The organism is Mucilaginibacter sp. CAU 1740 (assembly GCF_039839285.1).
In the GTDB taxonomy this organism is placed as follows: domain Bacteria; phylum Bacteroidota; class Bacteroidia; order Sphingobacteriales; family Sphingobacteriaceae; genus Mucilaginibacter.
This window is the reverse complement of the sequence record NZ_JBDOQS010000018.1, coordinates 1-19,336: the sequence shown is the minus strand read 5'-3', so window position 1 is coordinate 19,336 and position 19,336 is coordinate 1. Positions and strand designations below refer to the sequence as shown.

18 protein-coding genes are annotated in these 19,336 nt (G+C 43.2%); 15 read left to right on the top strand and 3 right to left on the bottom strand.

The window, feature by feature from the left end; all coding sequences use genetic code 11:
* Nucleotides 1-70: 70 nt before the first annotated feature.
* Nucleotides 71-526: a GyrI-like domain-containing protein gene (locus tag AAFN85_RS28985; RefSeq protein ID WP_347531465.1), complete on the top strand. Its 456-nt coding sequence runs from the start codon at nucleotides 71-73 to the stop codon at nucleotides 524-526.
* Nucleotides 527-636: 110 nt separating this feature from the next.
* On the opposite strand, the gene AAFN85_RS28980 is transcribed toward AAFN85_RS28985, so the two are convergent.
* Nucleotides 637-1,971, bottom strand: coding sequence for a dihydroorotase (locus AAFN85_RS28980; protein ID WP_347531464.1), 1,335 nt, complete (start codon nucleotides 1,969-1,971; stop codon nucleotides 637-639).
* Nucleotides 1,972-2,075: 104 nt separating this feature from the next.
* Complete coding sequence (locus AAFN85_RS28975) at nucleotides 2,076-2,492, bottom strand: helix-turn-helix domain-containing protein (protein ID WP_347531463.1); 417 nt, start codon at nucleotides 2,490-2,492, stop codon at nucleotides 2,076-2,078.
* Nucleotides 2,493-2,573: 81 nt separating this feature from the next.
* Between AAFN85_RS28975 and AAFN85_RS28970 the strand changes: the two genes are divergently transcribed.
* The 9 genes from AAFN85_RS28970 (at nucleotide 2,574) to AAFN85_RS28930 (ending at nucleotide 13,024) form a co-directional block, all read left to right on the top strand.
* Nucleotides 2,574-3,458, top strand: coding sequence for an NAD(P)H-binding protein (locus AAFN85_RS28970; protein ID WP_347531462.1), 885 nt, complete (start codon nucleotides 2,574-2,576; stop codon nucleotides 3,456-3,458).
* 241 nt (nucleotides 3,459-3,699) lie between these two features.
* A complete protein-coding gene (locus AAFN85_RS28965; protein WP_347531461.1) occupies nucleotides 3,700-5,055 on the top strand; it encodes a DEAD/DEAH box helicase in 1,356 nt (451 codons plus the stop codon).
* A gap of 8 nt (nucleotides 5,056-5,063) precedes the next feature.
* Complete coding sequence (locus tag AAFN85_RS28960; RefSeq protein WP_347531460.1) at nucleotides 5,064-5,330, top strand: hypothetical protein; 267 nt, start codon at nucleotides 5,064-5,066, stop codon at nucleotides 5,328-5,330.
* 8 nt (nucleotides 5,331-5,338) lie between these two features.
* Nucleotides 5,339-5,671, top strand: a complete 333-nt coding sequence (gldC, locus tag AAFN85_RS28955) for a gliding motility protein GldC (protein ID WP_347531459.1) — start codon at nucleotides 5,339-5,341, stop codon at nucleotides 5,669-5,671.
* Nucleotides 5,672-5,680: 9 nt separating this feature from the next.
* The gene (locus AAFN85_RS28950; protein WP_347531458.1) at nucleotides 5,681-6,118 is read left to right on the top strand and encodes a hypothetical protein; all 438 of its coding nucleotides are present in this window, start codon (nucleotides 5,681-5,683) and stop codon (nucleotides 6,116-6,118) included.
* An 87-nt stretch (nucleotides 6,119-6,205) separates the two neighbouring features.
* Nucleotides 6,206-9,661 carry a response regulator gene (locus AAFN85_RS28945; protein ID WP_347531457.1) on the top strand — a complete coding sequence of 1,152 codons (3,456 nt, stop codon included), beginning with the start codon at nucleotides 6,206-6,208 and terminating at the stop codon, nucleotides 9,659-9,661.
* 2 nt (nucleotides 9,662-9,663) lie between these two features.
* Nucleotides 9,664-10,494, top strand: coding sequence for a protein-glutamate O-methyltransferase CheR (locus AAFN85_RS28940; protein ID WP_347531456.1), 831 nt, complete (start codon nucleotides 9,664-9,666; stop codon nucleotides 10,492-10,494).
* Nucleotides 10,484-11,071 (top strand): chemotaxis protein CheB, encoded by a 588-nt coding sequence (locus tag AAFN85_RS28935; protein ID WP_347531455.1) that lies wholly within the window; start codon nucleotides 10,484-10,486, stop codon nucleotides 11,069-11,071. The genes AAFN85_RS28940 and AAFN85_RS28935 overlap by 11 nt, the downstream gene beginning before the upstream one ends.
* A 24-nt stretch (nucleotides 11,072-11,095) precedes the next feature.
* Nucleotides 11,096-13,024, top strand: coding sequence for a response regulator (locus AAFN85_RS28930; protein ID WP_347531454.1), 1,929 nt, complete (start codon nucleotides 11,096-11,098; stop codon nucleotides 13,022-13,024).
* A gap of 337 nt (nucleotides 13,025-13,361) precedes the next feature.
* Here the strand turns inward: AAFN85_RS28930 and AAFN85_RS28925 are convergent, their stop codons facing one another.
* The gene (locus AAFN85_RS28925; protein ID WP_347531453.1) at nucleotides 13,362-13,847 is read right to left on the bottom strand and encodes a methylated-DNA--[protein]-cysteine S-methyltransferase; all 486 of its coding nucleotides are present in this window, start codon (nucleotides 13,845-13,847) and stop codon (nucleotides 13,362-13,364) included.
* A gap of 96 nt (nucleotides 13,848-13,943) precedes the next feature.
* Here AAFN85_RS28925 and AAFN85_RS28920 point away from each other — a divergent pair, with 96 nt between their 5' ends.
* The 5 genes from AAFN85_RS28920 (at nucleotide 13,944) to AAFN85_RS28900 (ending at nucleotide 19,026) form a co-directional block, all read left to right on the top strand.
* Nucleotides 13,944-14,627: a heme exporter protein CcmB gene (locus tag AAFN85_RS28920; protein WP_347531452.1), complete on the top strand. Its 684-nt coding sequence runs from the start codon at nucleotides 13,944-13,946 to the stop codon at nucleotides 14,625-14,627.
* Nucleotides 14,628-14,885: 258 nt separating this feature from the next.
* Entirely contained in the window at nucleotides 14,886-16,127 is a 1,242-nt protein-coding gene (locus tag AAFN85_RS28915) for a hypothetical protein (RefSeq protein ID WP_347531451.1), read from the top strand.
* Nucleotides 16,128-16,138: 11 nt separating this feature from the next.
* Entirely contained in the window at nucleotides 16,139-16,564 is a 426-nt protein-coding gene (locus AAFN85_RS28910; RefSeq protein ID WP_347531450.1) for a Rieske (2Fe-2S) protein, read from the top strand.
* A gap of 9 nt (nucleotides 16,565-16,573) precedes the next feature.
* Nucleotides 16,574-17,644 carry an imelysin family protein gene (locus AAFN85_RS28905; protein WP_347531449.1) on the top strand — a complete coding sequence of 357 codons (1,071 nt, stop codon included), beginning with the start codon at nucleotides 16,574-16,576 and terminating at the stop codon, nucleotides 17,642-17,644.
* An 8-nt stretch (nucleotides 17,645-17,652) separates the two neighbouring features.
* The gene (locus AAFN85_RS28900; RefSeq protein ID WP_347531448.1) at nucleotides 17,653-19,026 is read left to right on the top strand and encodes a di-heme oxidoredictase family protein; all 1,374 of its coding nucleotides are present in this window, start codon (nucleotides 17,653-17,655) and stop codon (nucleotides 19,024-19,026) included.
* The last annotated feature ends 310 nt before the right edge of the window (nucleotides 19,027-19,336 follow it).

Genomic DNA, 19,336 nt, shown 5'->3' with positions numbered 1-19,336 from the left:
ATATAAAGCTAATAAATTATTGGTTAAAAATTGTTTATAAAGTGATATAACAAATAGTAATACCCCATATATGGATAAAGTGACAATAAAAGGCTTCTATTTAATTGGCATTTCGGTGCGCACCACAAACCAAAATGGACAAGCCATGAAAGACATTGGTGGACTATGGAACTGGTTTATGAGCGAAGATATCTTACAACAAATAGTGAACCGTCTGAGCGATGATATTTATTGTGTTTATACCGATTATGAAAGCGATAAAGATGGCTATTACACCACAGTTTTAGGATGCCGCGTAGCTACAAAAGATAACATCCCCGAAGGTTTAATTTGCATTACAATACCACCCGGAGATTACAACAGGTACGTTGCCAAAGGTGCCTTACCGCAAGCCGTTGGCGAAACCTGGCAACAGATATGGACAAGTGATATTGATAGGAAATACCTGGCGGATTTTGATGTGTATGGCGAAAGATCGCAGAGGCAGGATGGCGGGGAAGTGGAAGTTTTTGTTGGGGTGAATTAAGAATTTGTCTGAATCAGAATTTACAGAATTATAGGATTTTCAGAATAGAATGTTTAAATGCGATAGTATTCTGTTAATTCTCAAATTCTGTAAATTCTGATTCAGACATTCTATCTGCTAAAACTTAACCTATCCCCACTCTTCCCTTCAATCAATTTCCCACCAGCATAAGCCAAATTTCCCGATACAAACGTATGCGTTACTTGCGAACGGAAGGTGTTTCCTTCAAACGGACTCCAGTTACATTTGTATAAAATATTGTTCTTATTTACGTTCCAAGGTTTGTTCAAATTAACCAAAACAAGGTCGGCCCAATAACCCTCTCGGATGTAACCGCGCTTTTCAATTTGAAACAGGATAGCAACGTTGTGCGCCATCTTTTCTACTATCTGTTCAAGCGTTATTTTTCCATGGTGATAAAGCTCCAACATGGCTGGTAAGGCGTGTTGAACTAATGGTCCTCCGGATGGGGCTTGCAGGTATGGTTGCTCTTTTTCTTCGATGGTGTGTGGAGCGTGATCTGTTGCAATAACGTCAATACGTCCATCTAAAACAGCTTTTAAAATTCCATCCCTGTCGGCTTCGGTTTTAACGGCCGGGTTCCATTTTATGTAGTTGCCTTTGGTTTCATAATCCGCATCGGTAAACCATAGGTGATGGATGCAGGCTTCGGCGGTAATGCGTTTATCTTTTAGTGGGATAGTGTTATCAAAAAGATGTGTTTCCCTTTCTGTAGAGATGTGCAAAATATGCAGGCGGGTATTGTGTTTTTTTGCCAGTTCTATCGCCATTGATGATGATAGGTAACAAGCCTCTGCGCTCCTGATCTTGGGATGTAAACGTACCGGGATATTATCACCGAGCAGTTGCTTGTAGTGCGCCAGGTTGCCCTTGATTGTAGCCTCATCTTCGCAATGTGTAGCGATCAAAGTTGGCGCTTGTGCGAACAATTTTTCGAGTGTGTTTGGGTCATCAACCAACATGTTCCCGGTAGATGATCCCATGAATACTTTGATCCCGCAAACTCTGCTGATATCGGTACGCAAAACCTCATCCAAATTGTTATTTGATGCCCCCATAAAGAAGGAATAATTAGCCAACGAACTGCGCGATGCGATCTGGTATTTATCCTCTAAAAGTTCCTGCGTTAAGGTGTTGGGAACGGTGTTCGGCATCTCCATAAATGAGGTGATACCACCGGCAACTGCCGCGCGAGATTCGGTGTAGATATCGGCTTTATAAGTTAAACCCGGCTCACGAAAATGCACCTGGTCGTCAATGCAACCGGGGAGTAAATGTAAGCCTTCTGCGTTGATAATTTCATCAGCTTGAGTATCGATTTGGCTGTCAATTTTATCTATCAAACCATCTTTTATCAATACATCGGCAACGTATTGCCTGTTCTCATTTACTATAGTGGCTGCTTTTATTAGGATTGTAGACATGGATTTTGATTTCGGATTTGAGATGTTCGATTTCGGATTTATTACTAACAGGTTAAACTTACGAAGTTTTTAAAACTTCGTAAGTTTCTGCCATGCGTGGAAAATTACATTTCAGCAAATGTTTCTTCAGTAGGGAAGTCGCCCAGGCTTCTATAAATAGGGAAGCCGTTCGCCTCACTATCCGACACTGCCCATTTCGACATCGCGTACATCACCGGTCTTAATGCCATGCCCGTTTCGCTTAAACGGTAAGTGACATATGGCGGCACTACAGGTTTGGCTTCTCTTATCACAATGCCATCGGCCTCCAGTTGTTTCAAGTGCTGGATCAACACTTTTTCGGTTATGCCGCTTACCGATTTCCTGATCTCGCTGTAACGCTTGCTTCCCGTTAGCAGGTGAAAAAGGATGATGGGTTTCCAATAACCACCTATGCGTTCCATTACATAGGTTACGGGGCACGCGGTGAAGGCCGCCTGTTTATTTTCCTGTATGGTTGAGCTTTCTTTTATCGCTGTCATGATGATACATACTTTGGGGTAAGTACTTGTAAAAAAGTAAGTACAAAAATACCTTTGCTTTCAATAAAAACAAAACACATTATGAAAATTATAGTAACCGGTTCAACCGGAAATATCAGCAAACCATTAACACAAAAATTAGTAACCGCAGGTCATGATGTAACCGTGATCAGTAGTAATGCGGATAAAACAGCCGAGATCGAAGGCCTTGGTGCCAAAGCTGCCATTGGCTCATTAGCCGATGCTGATTTCTTAACAACCACTTTTACCGGTGCCGATGCGCTTTACGCTATGGTACCGCCAAACTTTGCTACAGAAAGTTTACGAGTTTATCAAAATGAAACAGGTAAAAATTACGCTGAAGCCATCAAGCGTTCGGGTATTAAAAAAGTAGTTGCTTTAAGCAGTATCGGCGCGCATTTGGATAGTGGCACCGGCCCGATAAAAGGGATTCACGATGTTGAAGGTATTTTAGGCGAACTGGAAGGCGTGGCTGTTAAATTTATCCGCGCATCGTTTTTCTTCACCAATTTTTACCACGATATCCCGGTTATAAAATACAAGGGTGTTATCGGTTCAAATTATCCTGCTGATGCAAGATTGGTTATGGTTCACCCTGCCGATATCGCCGATGCCATTACCGAAGAATTGCAAAGCGACTTAACCGGTAAAAGCATCCGCTACGTAATAAGCGATGTGGCAACAACCAGCCAGGTAGCAGCAACTTTGGGCGAAGCCATAGGTATCCCTACATTACCTTGGGCCGAACTTACCGACGAGCAATTGGAAGGCGCGCTATTACAAGCCGGCGTTCCCGCCGAAATGACCCGCAACTATGTTGAAATGGGTACGGCTGTACGCAGCGCCAAGCTTTGGGAGCACTATGATGAAGTTAAACCAACCATAACAGGTAAAATTAAGTTGAAGGATTTTGCTAATGAGTTTGCGGTGGCTTATAATGCGTAAACATCCTAATAATATGTAAAATATGTCATTGCGAGGAGGGACGACGAAGCAACCGCACGGAGGCATAGCCGCCCTGTATCGCTGCTCTGTATAGCATGCGGTTGCCACGCTGCGCTCGCAATGACATGTTTTAGACTTTACCTCTTGCTTCTTTACTCTTGACTTCCTGCTTCTCATTTCCTGACACCGCCGTGTTTTCCGCCCATTGTTCCTACTTCAACAAAAAGCCTATCTTTGCGGCATGGCAGTATCCTTTGATGATTTTAAATTTAACCGGCAAATTCTTAACGCTATAGCCGATGCCGGTTATACCGAAGCTACGCCTATCCAGCAAAAAGCTATTCCGCCAATATTGAATGGGCAGGATGTAATGGGCATTGCGCAAACCGGCACCGGTAAAACAGCTGCTTATTCGCTGCCTATTATCATGAAACTGAAATACGCCCAGGGCGAGCATGCCCGCGCATTGATCATTTCGCCCACCCGCGAACTGGCCATGCAGATTGAGGAAAACATCAAAACCTTTGCTACTTATACCGATTTGCGGGTTGTGTTGCTTTACGGTGGTCTTGGTCCTAAAACCCAAATTGAGGAGATCAAAAAAGGGGCTGATATTATTGTAGCCACTCCGGGCAGGTTCATGGATATTTATCTTGCCGGGCATATCGTTACTAAAACACTGCAGGTATTGGTGTTGGACGAGGCCGATAAAATGATGGATATGGGCTTTATGCCCCAGATAAACCGGATATTGGAAGTTGTACCTGTAAAAAGGCAAAACCTGCTTTTTTCGGCTACCATGAGCGATAAGATCCATGAACTGTCGGCAAATTTCCTGGAGTTTCCAACTGTTATCGAGGTTACACCACAGGCCACACCGGCACAAACAGTTAACCAGCATTTGTATCATGTGCCCAATATCAAAACCAAAATTAACCTGCTTAAAAAGCTTTTGGATAATGAGGGGGAGATAACCAAGCTCATCGTATTCTGCAAAACCCGGTCGGTGGCCGAGGATGTTTTCAAATTCCTCACCCGCAAGTTTGGCGAAGATGAAGTGAAAGTACTGCACGCCAACAAAGGGCAAAATACCCGCATCAACTCTATCAATTCATTTAAAAATGATGATGTGAAAATATTGGTGGCTACGGATGTGGCTTCGCGTGGTATTGATGTGAGCGATGTGAGCCATGTGATCAATTTTGATGTTCCGGTAGTTATTGAGGATTATGTGCACAGGATTGGTCGTACAGGCAGGGCATTACAATCGGGCGAGGCTATCACTTTTGCCACACCATCCGAAGAATACTATATCCGTAAAATAGAGAAACTCATCAAACAAACCATCCAGGTAGATAATATCCCGGACGATGTGTTTATTGAAGAAACCCCTTACGAAGAGCGCCAGGATCAGGCCCGTGAAATTGATATGCAGAAGCGCAAAGAAGATCCCGACTTTAAAGGAGCCTTCCACGAAAAGAAAACCATGAATCAGCGCAAAAAATTTGATGCCAATAAGGATAAGGCCAAATATGGTTCAAAAGCAGCAAGGCATGGTTCGGGCAGCAAATCATCCAAAGGCAAAAAACGTCACTAAACCCATCAATGAAATTCAGATTTACCCCTTTAAACTTATTTACCGCTTTTTTGGTAGCCGTGGCTGCCTACGTTTTTATTAATGGGGCCAGCATTGCAGGCAAACCATTGGAGCATTGGGGCGGAACCATCGGCTGGATCTTCCTGCTGTTTGCTTTTGTGGTGTTTGTGATCGATATCATGTTCCGCAATTTTTTTGTAGAAACTAAAAGGATCTGGATGGTGGAGAGTTTCTTCATTGTGCTGGTCATCGTTATATTCTTACTTGTTAAATAAATTTTGAAATGAAAACCGCTGAAATAAAGCTTACCGTTACCCTTGATGATAACAACGTTCCTGAACATATCCTTTGGGAATCAACCGACTCGGCCAACAAAGAAGCCCTGCCTGTAAAATCAATAATGCTCGCTCTTTGGGACCAAAGCTATCAAAACACCTTACGTATTGATCTTTGGACTAAAGATATGCCGGTTGACGAAATGAAACGCTTTTTCTACGAAACCCTGCAAACCATGGGCGATAGCTTTTTACGCGCTACCGGCGAAAAAAACATCGTTGAAGACCTGCGCGACTACTGCGCCCACTTTGCCGATAAAATGGAGATCACTCAAAAATAATAACCTAATATGCGCCTTAGCTCAATTTTTTCATTTGTAGGCTTTGCCCTGCTTTTTGCGGCAACCTATTGCCCCTTGCTGCGGGTATTTCACGTAACCAGCTGGAATATCTATAAACTGAACCAGCCTTATGGCCTGGTACTTTTATTGGTAGCCGTTATTGGTATAGTTGTATCGTTCCTTAATCAGGCAAAAGTTATGAGGGCTGCGGCCTGGCTTGCCCTTGTGTTGGTAGTGCTGCTGTTAGTTGCTGCAATTTTTAAAGTAAATTCTACATTTAGCTTTATACCATTTAAAGGCATTGGCAAGTTTTTAACCAATCAGCTTAAGTTTCAATGGGGATGGTACGTAATGTTTGCCGGACCTATTTTAGCTGTGATTGGTGCAATGAGCAGTAAACCAAAGATTTTTATTCCTGCCGCTACAGATACTGCAGACGCGAATTAATACTCCCGATATGTTTTAATTAGCTGTAATGTTTACATTACAGCTTTTTTTTGAACATATTTGTAAGCATAATAATACAAACACCTAATGTTAAAGTTCACCTTTCGCCAGCAGGTTTTAGCCGGTTTTGCTGTTTCCATTCTCCTTGTGTTTATCGTAGGTATATTATCCTACAATAGCCTGGTTAAATTTGAGGAGGATAATAAATGGGTTGATCATACCCAAAAGGTAATCCATACCTCAACCAATCTATTACAGGAGATGATAGATGCCGAAACCGGAATGCGCGGTTATGGAGCTACCAATAAAAAGGTGTTTCTTGATCCGTACAATGCGGCCCTTCCAAAAATAACTGATGATCTGGCTTCTTTAAAGGAGATGATACAGGATAATCCTGTACAGGTAAAACGCGTTGATTCGATCAATAAGCTGGTTAAGGAGCAATTGGCTATCATGAAAACCAATGTGGAAACCCGCGAAACATTGGGGTTGGATTACATGGTGCAGCGTAACATGTTCTTGAACGGTAAGGAAAATATGGATCAGATCCGTATGCTTATCGATCATATGATCAATTCTGAAAGCCGTCTGCTTTCCAACCGAAAAGAGAGTTCGGCAGAGGCATCGACTTTTGCTAAGATCGTTATTGCCTGTGGTTCGTTGATATTTTTGCTGATCATCCTTTGGCTGTTTTATTATATCCAAAAAACGTTTGATATTCAAAAGAGGATTGAAGAGGAGATTCGCGTTACCAATACCGAGCTTGAAAAGGTACTGGCTGATAACGAGGCTAAAAACTGGCTGCTTACCGGTATCAGTCAGCTTAACGAAAAAATGCAGGGTCAGCAGGTTGAAAAAGAACTGGCCAATAATATCATATCCGAAGTTTGTAACTATACAGGAGCCGCGGCAGGTACTTTTTACCTGTACAATGAAGCTACCAACAAGCTGGAACTTTACGCATCGTTTGCTTTCCATAACCCCGATTTTATCAAGAAATCGGTACAGCTTGCCGAAGGTTGGATTGGTCAGGTAGCAAAAGATGGCAAGGCTGCGGTTATTAAAGGCAAATTCAATGATAAACTTGAGTTATCATCGTCAATAATTAAAACTGAACTGGCCGAATCATTCATTGTTCCTTTCTTCTTTGATAAAAAGCTGAAAGGTATTATGGAGGTTGCCTTTGAAGGTGGACTGGCAGATAACGATAAAGGATACATCGCTGCTATTACCGATCTGGTAGGCATAGCAGTAAATACCTCGCAGGCCCGCACCATTATGCACGACTTGTACGAGGAAACTCAACAACAGGCCGAAGAACTGGAAGCGCAACAGGAAGAACTGCGTGTTACCAATGAAGAACTGGTTCAAAAAACCGAAGAGCTCCAGGCTTCAGAAGAAGAACTGCGCGTACAACAGGAAGAACTGCGTACTACCAATGCCGAACTGGAAGAAAAAGCCAGTTTGCTGGAAGAAAAGAACCAGGCCATTGAAGAGGCCCGTCGTGCTATCGACATTAAAGTGCAGGAATTGGAAACTACCGGTAAATACAAGTCGGAGTTTTTAGCCAATATGAGCCATGAGTTGCGTACCCCGCTTAACAGTATCCTGGTATTGGCCCGCATCCTGAAAGATAATAAACCGCTTAACCTATCCGAAGATCAGATCAAATACGCCAGCGTTATTTTCAACGCAGGTAACGACCTGTTAACGCTCATTAATGATATCCTTGACCTTTCAAAAATTGAATCGGGCAAGTTGGATATGCAGAACGAGGATATTAAGGTTACAGATATTGTAAACGACATGGAAATGTTGTTTGCCGAGGTTGCCGGTAATAAACATATTAACTATACTACAGCTATAAGTAAAGAGCTACCTCAAACCATATTTACTGATAAGGTGCGCCTGGAGCAGGTAGTTAAAAACTTATTAAGTAACGCCTTTAAGTTTACGCCAGAGAATGGATCGATCTCCATTAATGTTAAACCTGGCGTAGCACCTAAAACCATCAGCTTTGCTATAAAAGATTCGGGCATTGGTATCCCTGCCGATAAGCAGCGTGTGATATTCGAGGCCTTCCAACAAGCCGATGGCTCAACCAGTCGTAAATATGGAGGTACCGGTTTAGGTTTATCAATTAGCCGCGAGCTGGCTTACCTGTTAGGTGGTAGCATAACCCTGAGCAGCGAGCCGGGCATTGGCAGCGAGTTTACGCTTACTGTACCTTTTGAGGCTAAAATAGTTCCGCAGGCTGAGGAGATTTTGCCAACTGCCGAAACCTTTAAACCGGTTGCCGAAATTTTACCAGTTGTAAAACTTGCACCACGCGAACCAGGCCGCGAACCGTTGGTAGTTATTGTAGAGGATGATAAAAACTTTGCCAACATATTGCAGGATTATGCCCGCGATCATGGTTACAAATCGATCATGGTATATGAAGGTACCCGCGCGGTTGAAACCATTAAAGAAGCCAAACCAGATGCTGTAGTATTAGATATTATGCTGCCAGGAAAAGATGGCTGGCAAATTTTGAAGGAGTTGAAAAACGACGAAGAAACCATGCATATCCCGGTACACCTCATGTCGGCCGGAGATGCGGCGGCAAATCGCGTACGTCGCGAAGGAGCTATCAACTTCCTTAAAAAGCCTATCAATACCGAAACGCTGGATAAGCTTTTTGCCGATATCATGGTACAAAGTGGCACCAAGTTTAAGCAGATATTATTGGTTGAAGATCACAAGGCCCAAAGCCAGGCTTTGAAAGAACTGATGCAAAACCAGGGCATTACCGTTGATCAGGCTTTTGACGGCGAATCGGCTTTCCGGATGTTGCACGAAAATGAGTACCAGTGCGTGATCCTTGATCTGAACCTGCCTGATATTTCGGGCCTGGATCTTTTAGACAAGATCAAAGAAGTGGAACGCTTTTTGCCACTACCGGTAATTGTTAATACGGCTATGGAGCTGGATAAAACATCAGTTAACAGGCTGATGCAATATGCCAACGCTATGGTGGTTAAAACAAATAAATCGTCAGACAGGCTGATTGATGAAGTAAACCTATTCCTTAACAAAATAAGTGAAACCTCAATACCGCCGGCACAGGTAGCCTCTGCATCTGCCGCGCCGGCCAAACCAAAAATGGTAACTAAAAGTAAAGATGCTATTAAAGGCAAAAAAGTACTGATTGTTGATGATGATATGCGTAATATCTTCGCACTGAGTAGTGCCCTGCAAAGTTATGATCTTAATGTAGAGATAGCCAACGATGGCGAAGAAGCATTGACCAAACTGGAAGAGATCAGGGATATTGACATCGTACTGATGGATATCATGATGCCTAAAATGGATGGCTATGAGGCTACAAGGCAGATCCGCAAGCAAAACAAATGGGCTAAGTTGCCCGTAATAGCATTAACAGCTAAAGCAATGAAGGATGACCGCGAAAAATGTATAGCGGCAGGAGCAAACGATTACATCACTAAACCTGTTGATATGGACAGGCTGATATCGCTGATGCAATTGTGGCTTGAAAGTTAATTATGGATACAGCGCAGGGACTTATATCGCAGGCACAGGTTTTTGAACTTATTGATATTGTAAAAAAAGTTCATGGCTTCGACTTTGCGGGTTATACTAAAGCATCGTTAAAACGGCGGCTTACCCGGATCATGCTGCTCAACAAGTTTGAATTTTATGATCTGAAGCACGTACTGATCAATGATGCCGACTTTTTTCAGAATTTTTTAGAAGAGATCACGGTTAACGTTACCGAAATGTTCCGCGATCCTTCGTTTTATAAAGCGGTGAACGCGCAGGTAGTACCTTACCTTTCTACTTATCAGCACGCTAAGATCTGGAGCGCGGGCTGTTCAACAGGCGAGGAAGTTTACTCGATGGCTATTTTGATGAAGGAGGCCGGTTTGGGTAAAAAATCTTTCATCTACGGTACCGACATCAATACCGAGGTATTAAGGGAAGCCCGTAAGGGTATTTACAGCCTTCGCAACATAAAAAGTTATGCCGAAAACTATCAGTACACAGGCTTAAAAGGATCGATAACAGATCATTTTACCATTTTGTATGATGCCGCTTCCATACATAACGAGTTAAAGCAAAATACGCTGTTTTCGGTACATAACCTGGTATCTGATAACGTATTCAATGAGTTCCAGATGATAAGCTGCCGCAACGTTTTTATTTATTTCGAAACGTTTTTGCAGGAACGCATTTTGGAACTGTTTTATAAAAGTCTTTGCCCGCTTGGTTATCTGTGCCTTGGTAGTAAGGAAACTATCCGGTCGGATGCTTTTAAAAGCAGGTTTAAAGTGATCAATCAAAAAGAAAACATCTATCAAAAAGTTGGCACCTGATAAAAATTTACTGGAGAGATGGCGTGCCGCTGAAATATTGTTATTCGGCGGATCGGCAGGCTCGTTTAAAATTTTATTCAGGATAGTTAAAGATCTTTCCGAAACCTTTGGCAAAGCGGTTATTTTGGTTATTCACCGCAAAAAGAATTTTTTTAGCGAAATAGAAAAACTGTTTGCCGAAAACAGCCGTATGTATATGCGCGAAATTGAGGATAAGGATATTCTTAAAAAGAATACCATGTATATTGCACCGGCAAATTATCACACCCTTATTGAAGAGGGGGGATATTTTAGTCTTGATGTGTCGGAGGCAGTGTGGTATTCAAAACCATCAATAGATGTAACGTTTGAGAGCGCCGCCGAAGTTTACGGCAGTAAGTGTGTGGCTATACTACTTTCGGGCGCTAATCAGGATGGCGCGAATGGCATGTTGAAGATTCGCGAAAGTGGCGGACTTACTATAGCGCAGGCACCCGAAGATGCAGAAATGCCCGAAATGCCGCGATCCGCAATAAATAATGGCGGCGCGGAATACGTGTTAACACAAGATGAGATTTTTAAACTATTGCTTTCATAATCAACATAATTACCCCAATATTACATGACCCCTGTTAATATTCTTATTGTTGATGATAGAGAAGAGAATATAATTGCGCTCGAGGCCTTGCTGAAGCGCGACGATATTAAAATGTATTCTACTACATCGCCAAACGAGGCCCTGAAAATTGCCTGGGAAACTAGCATAGCTATTGCCCTGGTAGATGTTCAAATGCCCGAAATGGATGGCTTTGAGCTGGTTGAGATGCTTAAATCAAACCCGCGCACTAAAGATATCCTGGTGATTTTTGTTACCGCCATATCTAAAGAAGCCAAGTACGCTGTAAAAGGCCTGGGCACCGGCGCGGTAGATTACCTTTACAAGCCGCTGGATCCATATATAACATCGGCCAAAGTTGATTCGTTTGTGCAATTGGCCCGTAACCAGGCCGATGTACGCCAAAAAAACGAAGAGCTTCAAAATTATGCCCTCGTGGTAAAAAACTCTGCCGATATCATCAGTTCAGTTGATGCGCAAAGCTTGCGGATCATCGATATCAACCCTACGGTTGAAAAAATAATGGGTTTCAAAGCAGCCGAGTTGATTGACAAAAGCATTGTTGATCTGGCTATTGAAGAGCATAGGTCTGGTTTCAGAAAAAAGCTTGGTGAGATCATTAAGGATAACCTGAGCTTTGCCATTTTTGAATTTAAGTTCGAAACATTTGATAAGCGCACAATTTGGGTAGAGTGTCGTGCCGCCTACCGCAACAAGGTGATCTTTATCAATATCAGTGATATTTCACCTCAAAAAAGCTACCAGGAGCAGCTCATCAAATCAAAAGAGAACGCCGAGTATAGCAAAAAGGTAAAAGAAACTTTCCTGGCCAACATGAGCCATGAACTGCGTACACCTGTAAACGGCATTATTGGCATTACCTCACTTTTACGCAAAACCGGGCTTAACGAGCAGCAATTAGGTATGCTCGATCTGCTGGATACCTCGTCTAAATCATTATTAGGGGTTATTAATGATGTGCTTGATATTTCGAAGATAGAGGCTGGTAAATTCAGCATCATCCGTGCGGCAAGCAATGTTTATGATATTGTAAAATCGGTATTTAACCTGCTTAAGTTTAAAGCCGACGAAAACAACATCGAGTTTTTGCTGGAGATAGAAGAAGAGGTGCCGCAATACCTGATGATAGATTCATTGCGCCTTAACCAGATCTTGATGAACCTGCTGAGTAATGCCCTCAAGTTTACCGAGAGGGGATATGTAAAGCTGAAGATCACGGTACTGCAAAAACACAACGACAAAGTTAAGATCAAATTTAGCGTAGAGGATACCGGTATTGGTATTCCATCGGATAGGCTGAACAGGATCTTTGATTCGTTTGAGCAGGCTGAAGATGATACTTCAAATAAATACGGCGGTACAGGTTTAGGTCTTACCATCGTTAAAAAACTGGCCGAACTTAAAGGTGGCGAACTTACGGTAAGCAGCCAGGTAGGCAGGGGAAGCACTTTTAACTTTACCAACTGGTACACCATGGCCGTTAAACCTAAAGAGAAAATAACAGCAAAGAGCGATAAAACACTTCCGCCGTTCAATAATGTAAGGGTGCTGGTGGCCGAAGATAACATGGTGAACCAGTTTATGCTCTCCAAAATATTAAAGGATTGGAATGTAGAGGTTGAAATGGTTGATAATGGCCGTAAAGTGATAGATAAGCTAACGGATAGAAGCTATGATATCATTTTAATGGATACCCACATGCCCGAGATGAACGGCTACCAGGCAGCTAAAACGATAAGGGTTGATTTTGAAGAACCTAAAAGGAGTATCCCGATCATTTCGCTTTCGGCAGCAAGTTATGATCATGAGCAGCAGGAAGCAATTTCGGCCGGGATGAATGATGTGCTATCGAAACCGTTTATGCCATATCAACTGCACGAAAAAATGTCGAGGTTACTGAAGGTTGATGCCTGAGTATTTGGGCGGTAAAAAATAATGTTTCCCCGAAGCTGTTTTAAAACGATTAGATAACTGCTATATCCCCGCGTCATTACAAGGAACGAAGCAATCCCATACTTTACAGGACGGATTTGCATAGCTTCTCTGCCTCTTGTGGATCCATGACAAGTAAAAAAACGTTGTCATCCTGAGCGATAGCGAAGGATCTTCTTCAACAAGCATGGCCGCTATACAGGGCGAAGAAGATGCTTCGTACCTCAGCATGACAAAGGGGCAAATGTCATATTTCCTTCATAGGCCTTGATTTTATTCCTCGCAATGACGGCTCCGATATGTAGATTGCTTATAAGCCCTAAAAATCCAGCTTAGTTTGCCCAACGCCCATTACTTTAGCTTCGTGCTCCAATAACCATTTTTTACGCCAGATACCGCCTGCGTAACCGGTAAGGCTACCGTTCGCACCAATAACCCTATGGCAAGGTACCACAACCCACAAGTGATTACGCCCGTTTGCAGCAGCGATTGCCCTTATGGCCAATGGATTATTCATTTGGTTTGATTGCTGGGTATAGGTAATAGTTGCTCCGTACGGAATCTTCGTTAACTCATCCCAAACTTCCTGTTGAAAATCGCTACCGGTTTGCTTAATGGGAAAAGTGAACTCTTTTCTTTCGCCCACGAAATATTCATTTAGCTGATCGATAGCCGATTGCAGCAAAGAAGTAGGAGCTGGCTCAATCTCATATTCCTCATCGCGAATGGAAATGGATGCTATATAGCCTTCCTCCTCAATAATGCGGGCAATGCCAACCGGGGTTTTGAAATAAGCTGTGGGCATGTTCAATTGCTGTGTTAACGTCAAAATTAAGCTAATTTTATTAGCCCGTCAACTCAGGGTTCTGTTCACTCATGGTTAATGATTACATTTGCGGCCATGAAACTTGTTAACGAAACCTGGTACCTGCTAAAAAAAGAGATCTTACTGGAGTGGCGGGCAAAATATGCTTTTAATGGCGTTTTGCTGTACGTGGTTTCAACGGTTTTTGTATGCTATATCTCGCTTAACCTAAATCCCGGTTTTGCCAAAAGTGAAGGCTACCCAATAGTTTGGAACGTACTGTTCTGGATCATTATGCTGTTTGCATCGGTAAATGCCATCGCCAAAAGTTTTATGCAGGAAAGCAAGAATCGCCTGCTCTATTATTATTCCATTGCCAGTCCGCAGGCCATTATCATGTCCAAAACCATTTATAATGTGTTGTTGATGGGCTTGCTGAGTGTACTGGCTTTAATAGTTTACCTTGTGTTCTTCCCGAATACGCTTGGCGATCCTTTATATTACTTTCTGGCTGTATTACTCGGTAGTGTTAGTTTCTCGACAGTGTTTACCATGATCTCGGCCATTGCCTCAAAAGCAGGCAATAACGGCACACTGATGGCTATCTTAAGTTTTCCTGTTATCATCCCTGTAATATTGGTGCTCATCAAGCTAAGCAAAAGCGCTATGGACGGTGTTGACAGGAGTTTCTTTTATGGCAACATAGGTGTTTTGTGCGCTATTAATGCCATCGTTATTGCTACCGCCCTGTTACTTTTTCCTTTTTTGTGGCGGGATTAAGTCGGCGGTTTTCGCGCGCCGATTTTGAAGAAATTCTGAGTTTTTCTCTCGTTTTCTAATTCTTTTTTAATTTTTGATTGGTAAAAATCTCGCTACGCTATTGGATTAATATCAGCTTAAATAGAGCTATTTAAGCTTTTTTGCTAATTCCAACTGTCAAATTTTGCGTCAAAACTCACAATAAGTTCTAATTTGTTTTTAATTTGGATTAAGTCTAAATTAGTAGTTATTTTTGTCGCCGACTTAACAAAACAGCCGATGCATGCTAAAACCCTTACTTTAGTAATTTTCTCATTTTTTGTTTCGGGCACGGTGCTGGCACAGCAGCCAAATACCTCTACTGCCGAAGATTCATTGAATAACAATACCGTTAAAAGTTCGCTGTTGTCAAATACTACTATTGGTGGTTATGGCAATGCCTTTTATCAGTATAACAAAAACTCAAAAACAGCCAAAGTTGATCTTGAACGCTTTGTATTGTTTGTGGGCCACAAGTTCAGCGATAAGATCTCTTTCTTTTCAGAAACCGAACTGGAAGATGCCAAAGTGAACGGCGGCGAACCGGGCGGCGAGATCACCATTGAGCAGGCTTACCTTAAATTTAACTTAAACCCTAACCAATACATTGTTGGTGGTTTGTTTTTGCCACGCATAGGTATCCTGAATGAAAACCACTTGCCAACTACCTTTAATGGTAACGAGCGTAACTACGTAGAAACCCTCATCATCCCCGCTACATGGCGCGAATTGGGCGTTGGCTTTTACGGCAGGTTAAATAACTTCCCTATCAATTACTCGGTAGGTATTATGAACGGCCTTAGTGCTGGTGGTTTTACACATGGTACGGGCATAATTGATGGCCGCTTTGAAGGCCGTAACGCTACAGGAACAAACCTTGCGGTAACAGGTGCTGTGCAATTTTATCAAAACGGGTTTAAGGCGCAGTTAGCCGGATATTATGGTGGTACTGTAGGCATCAGGAAAACTGAAGCCGATAGCCTTGGCTTAAACTCAGGTACATTTGGTACACCGGTTGCCATGGGCGAGGGTGATATCCAGTACAACGGACAAGGCTTTTCGATAAAAGTATTGGGCACTATCCTTTCTATTAAAGATGCGGACAAGATCAACAGGGCTTATGCCAGCAATACCCCCAAAACGGCTTACGGTGCTTATGCCGAAATTGGTTACGATCTGCTTTATCGTAGTAACTATGGCAAGCTAAATCCGCCTCAACTAATTCTGTTTGTGCGCGATGAAAAGCTCGATCTTAATGCCAGTATCCCATCAAACGGCATTACCGATCAAACCCTCAACAAAAACTTTGTTGTTGCGGGCCTTACTTATTTGCCATTGCGCAATGTGGCAATCAAAGGCGATGTAAGGCTGGCACACAGCGGCGCGCAAAACCCGGCGCTCATCATCAACCCAAGCCCGGTGGCTTTGCCATATCAAACCAATAATACCCTTATTAACCTTGGTATAGGATATTCATTTTAACCTTGATAGTTATGGATAGAAGAGAATTTGTAAAACAATCGTGCTCGTTATGCCTTGCCGCGGGTGCGGGTATGCTGGTTGGCTCGTTATCGGGCTGTGCTACTTTGCCTGTTTATAAGGCAGGCGTTGCCAATAACACGGTAACTGTGCCCGAAACTATATTCGGTACAACTAACTTTCAGCTCATCCAGCCTAAAAACCAATATTACAATATCGGCCTAAAAAAAGAAGCTAATGGTACTTATACCGCTTTGCTGCTGAAATGTACCCACGCCGATAACCAGTTAGTTCCGGTAGGCAATAACGGTTTCAAATGCGATCTGCACGGCAGTACATTCAATAGCGAAGGTCAGGTTACAACAGGCCCGGCCGAGCGTCCGCTTAAAAAGTACCCTACAGAAGTAATATCCAATCAAATCATAATTCATTTAACTTAATTTTTTACCATGAAAAATACCTTACTTGGTCTATCATGCGTGGCTGTACTTGCCCTGAGTAGCTGCGGTAAAGACAAAAACCCTGTACAAGCTACCTCGGTTGACGAGCAAGAAGTAATAACCCAATTTGTTAACGTAGTAGGTAACCCTAATTATGTTGAGATACAAGCTAAAGCTACTGCGTTAGATGCTGCCATAACTGCTTATTTGGCCACCCCAACCGATGATACAAAGCTTGCAGCTGCCCGTGCAGCCTGGAAAGCCGCCCGCCAACCATGGGAGCAGGCCGAAGGTTTCTTGTTTGGGCCGGTTGAAGACGAAGATTATGATCCAACCATGGATAGCTGGCCTTTGAACAGGACCGACGTTGATAAAATATTAACAAGCGGTACTACTTTAACATTTAGCTATGTAGATGGCCTTGATGGATTCTCGAAAGGTTTCCATGGTATTGAGTATATCATTTTTGGCCCGGGTGGCAGAAAAGCTGCTGACATTAACGCGCGCCAAAGAGACTATTTGAAATATGCCAGCCAAAGTTTGCTTGCTACCACTACCGCTTTAAGAGGTAGCTGGTCGGCATCGGGGGGTAATTATGCCGCTCAGATCACTACTGCCGGTAAAGGAAGCACTGCATTTAAAACACGTAAAGACCTGTTTTTAGCGATAGCAAAAGGTATGGCCGATATTTGTGAAGAAGTAGGCACCGGTAAAATGGAAGAGCCTTACGCGGCTAAAGATTCAACTTTGGATGAGTCGTCATATTCGCACAATACCACTACCGATTTTACCAACAACGTAAAAGGTATCCTTAACGTGTATGCAGCAACTTACAACGGTGCTTCGGGTACCGCGAGCCTGAGCGCTTTGGTTGCATCAAAAAATGTTGCCTTAGATGCTAAGATCAAAACACAGGTACAAACAGTATTATCAAACATGGCTTTAATTACGCCAACTTTTGAAGATGCTATTTACCATAACCGCGATAAAATAAAAAATACGCAGGATGCACTGGCTACCCTACAAGCTACACTTGAAGGCGACCTGAAAACATTTATACAAACCAATATTAAGGACTAATTTTTAAGGTGAAGAAGTTAAGCGTAATTGGCGCGCTGGTGCTTGTGGTGCTGTTACTGGCTAAATGCCAGAAAGCGGCCGAGTTTCCGGCAGATAAGTATGATGAGCGATTATCCGGAGGCGATGCTACGGTATTTGATGCCACATCGGGTTCGTTCAGTAATATGTTTCCTACCTTAACAGGGTATGATGCCGCAGTGCATGGTTTTGGCGATGCCGCTTTCAGCAAGATCTTTGTTACCGCGCCGGCGCCGGTTAACCCGGGCTTGGGAGTTATTTTTAACAACAACTCCTGTATATCATGCCATCACAATGATGGTATCGGTTTGCCAACGGCAGGCGAATCTCGTTCGTCACTATTAGTTCGCATCAGCATACCTGGTACTGACGAACATGGTGGTCCGCTGGCAGCGCCGGGTTATGGGCTGCAATTGCAGGATAAAGCCGTTTTTGGTAAAGTGCCAGAGTGTAAGATCAACATCGCTTACGATGATCAAACCTACAGCTTTGCCGATGGGGAAACCTACGCCTTACGCGCGCCGACTTATACGTTAAGCAATCTTTACACTTCGCTATCGGCTGGTTATATGTTATCGCCGCGTTTAGCGCCACCGATGATCGGGTTGGGCTTGATGGAGTCCATTCCGGAAAGTACCATAGTGGCCATGGCCGATCCCGACGATAAGGATGGCGACGGCATCAAAGGCCATCCAAATTACGTTTGGGACGCGGCAACGCAATCGCGCAAGCTGGGCCGCTTTGGCTGGAAAGCTAATACCGCTTCGTTACTTACACAGGTAGCTTCGGCTTATAACCAGGATATCGGGATCACCAACAGAATTTTCCCGGTAGAGAACTCTTTCGGCCAATCGCAATATGATGGTTTGAATGACGATCCTGAACTGGCCGACAGCACGCTGAACGCCGTAAGGTTTTATGCTGCTACATTGGCAGTACCTGCCCGCCGTGATGTTACTGATGCCACGGTAAAAAGGGGAGAGGCGCTGTTTAAACAAGCCAAATGCGAAACCTGTCACCGCCAAACTTTACGTACCGAGGTTAACGTGGCTGTGCCATCGTTATCAAATCAGCTGATACATCCGTACACTGATATGCTGGTGCACAACATGGGTACTGGCCTCGCCGATAACCGCCCTGATTTTCAGGCCAACGGCCAGGAATGGCGTACCGCGCCACTTTGGGGCTTGGGCTTGTACGAAAAGGTTAACAATCCAGGTTTCTTTTTGCACGATGGTCGCGCCCGTACCGTTACCGAAGCCATTATGTGGCATGGCGGCGAAGCCGAGTCATCGAAAGTTTTCTTTAGCAAACTATCAAAAGCTGATAGGGACGCTATGCTGAAGTTTTTAGGAAGCCTGTAAATAGGCTAAAAGCTGAAGGTGTAAGGCTGAAAGCTGATAGCTGATAGCATCAAATTATTAAAAGCGGCGTGGAGTATTTCCATGCCGCTTTTTTTGTCTGAACAGATATATCCAAAATCGTCATTGCGAGGCACGAAGCAATCCCCGATTAGCAGGTCCGTCCTGTATAGTTCGCGATTGCTTCGTGCCTCGCAATTGTAAAGGTTAGATAATTCGGTAACAGAATTAACAAGCAATAAAAAACGTTAATTCAATTATGCGGAACATCAATAATGATCTAACCTTAAAGCGGAATTATCTGAGTAAATAT